This is a genomic window from Microcoleus sp. OTE_8_concoct_300 (genome assembly GCF_031383065.1).
Taxonomy (GTDB): domain Bacteria; phylum Cyanobacteriota; class Cyanobacteriia; order Cyanobacteriales; family Microcoleaceae; genus Microcoleus.
In genome coordinates this window covers 1-1,719 of sequence record NZ_JANMZH010000375.1, presented here as the reverse complement: position 1 = coordinate 1,719, position 1,719 = coordinate 1, and the positions used below count along the sequence as shown (strand labels likewise).

General features: G+C 39.6%; 4 protein-coding genes. All 4 read right to left on the bottom strand.

All coding sequences use genetic code 11. The features are described 5' to 3' along the window. Positions 1-247: 247 nt before the first annotated feature. A complete protein-coding gene (locus ACUVJL_RS16735) occupies positions 248-475 on the bottom strand; it encodes a hypothetical protein (protein ID WP_445246879.1) in 228 nt (75 codons plus the stop codon). Positions 476-566: 91 nt separating this feature from the next. After that, on the bottom strand, positions 567-836 hold the full coding sequence (locus ACUVJL_RS16730; protein ID WP_445246878.1) for a hypothetical protein: 270 nt from the start codon (positions 834-836) through the stop codon (positions 567-569). After that, positions 829-1,206, bottom strand: a complete 378-nt coding sequence (locus ACUVJL_RS16725; protein ID WP_445246877.1) for a hypothetical protein — start codon at positions 1,204-1,206, stop codon at positions 829-831. Before ACUVJL_RS16725 ends, ACUVJL_RS16730 begins: the two co-directional genes overlap by 8 nt. 1 nt (position 1,207) lies before the next feature. Continuing rightward, positions 1,208-1,549, bottom strand: coding sequence for a GIY-YIG nuclease family protein (locus tag ACUVJL_RS16720; protein WP_445246880.1), 342 nt, complete (start codon positions 1,547-1,549; stop codon positions 1,208-1,210). Positions 1,550-1,719: the final 170 nt, after the last annotated feature.

Sequence of the window (1,719 nt, the reverse complement as noted above, 5' to 3'; positions counted from 1 at the left end):
TATTCGGCGTTTTTATCACATCTGTACAAACTTCTCCATCGTTAAACGATTATTCGAGTTTTTCTTTGATTTTAAGCTTTTTAATAATCCTAACTTGAAAAAATACGAGGCTTTTGCACAACTCATTTAGACGTGCTATATCACCCATTCTGTGATTGCACCTTTAAGTTTTAGGTAAATCAACAACTGTTTTGTGAACGATAGGACGATCGAATCTGGCAACAGATTCAATAGTGGTTTGAGATTTTTACGCATCTGGTTTTCCATTCTGTGTTAAGTAAGTTTTTATTTCCACTGTTTCTCCCGGTTCCGGTTGGGGGAGCTGAAGCTCAACTTCTTTCATTGCTCGAATCGCGCAGACTTCAGTGTCGCCATAAACTGTATAAACTTTGGTTGCGCGACGGCTGCTGTTAACGTAAACTTGTCGAGAATATTGATTCACCGTTTGAGGTGTCCCGAATAACCAATTAAGCATCTATTTCTTCCTCAGCTAAAGTATCAACATCATCAGTTAGAAAAGCATTTGCCCATTTAAGAGCTAGGGCGATGCGCTACGCGCCCGCAAGCTACGCATCATTTTCGGTAGTAGCTGTTCCGTTTCTTAGGAGGTCGGCACTTCTACCATCACAAACGAACCAATACCAGTACCAGTAATTCAACCTTGCACAGGGAACGATTTTGATTTCTAGTCCCATATAACAAAAAGTTTCGGCAACATCGGTTTGATCCGGTGTCCAATGCCTAAGCTCATCTCGTTCATGCAAATTTTCTACGATCGAGCTACCAATCTTTTGAAGAAGCTTGACTGGCACAAAATTCAAAACTTGCTTAAGCATTTTCATCACCTACATTTTGAGAATTCGGATAAGGTACTTTGCCGTCAAGAAATTCAACTGTCCAACTTTGAGCTAAAGCTATAGCATCATCTCTCGTATTTCCGACACCAGTTTTCAACACTACTTGCCCAAAACCGTCATAAACTAGCCAATCCCAGTAATTGAGTTCTTCTCCCAAAAATGTTGAATATGCAGAGAAAGTCTTAACTTCAATTTGTAACCCTGCATAGAAATAGCAACCTGGGAGTAAATGTTGAGCATCATGATTGAAGTTTTGGAAGATTTTATTACTCAGCTCTCTCGAAAACTGAGTAACTTTTTCCTGAGCAGCCAACAGACTTGGAAATAATTGCAGCAATTGTTTGAACATATTATCTAAAAACCAGAGAGGAAAGGAGCATCAAAATTAAAACGGCAATAGCTAAGTAAGCCAAGTTGACAAGCCAACAGAGAAGAAATAACGTGATTTGCATCAAAATAATTCCTACATAGTTGACTTCAAACCATTCTGTCCTACCATCTAATCCTGGAGTTCGGTGAACATTGCAACCCTTAAAGATTTTGTGCATCGTTTTTTCTGTCAGTCTCATGTTCATCGTGAAGACGATCGCCCTAATTTCTAAGTTGGCTTCGTACTCTTTTGACAGGAAATATCGGCGTGTTTTTGGTGTCTCACTCAAACCAACTTTACAAAGGTCGCCGTCTTGAAAAATGTAATTAAACCCAGGGACATATTCACTCTTTGTAAGGATTCAGGTGGTGGGTATTGACAACTGTGATACGGGAAAGTAGAATATAGCAATTATGAAAAAACACCTGCCACCCAAACTCAACAGTGAAACCTTAAAACAGTTGGCGACAGAGAAACTGGTAGAGATGATCG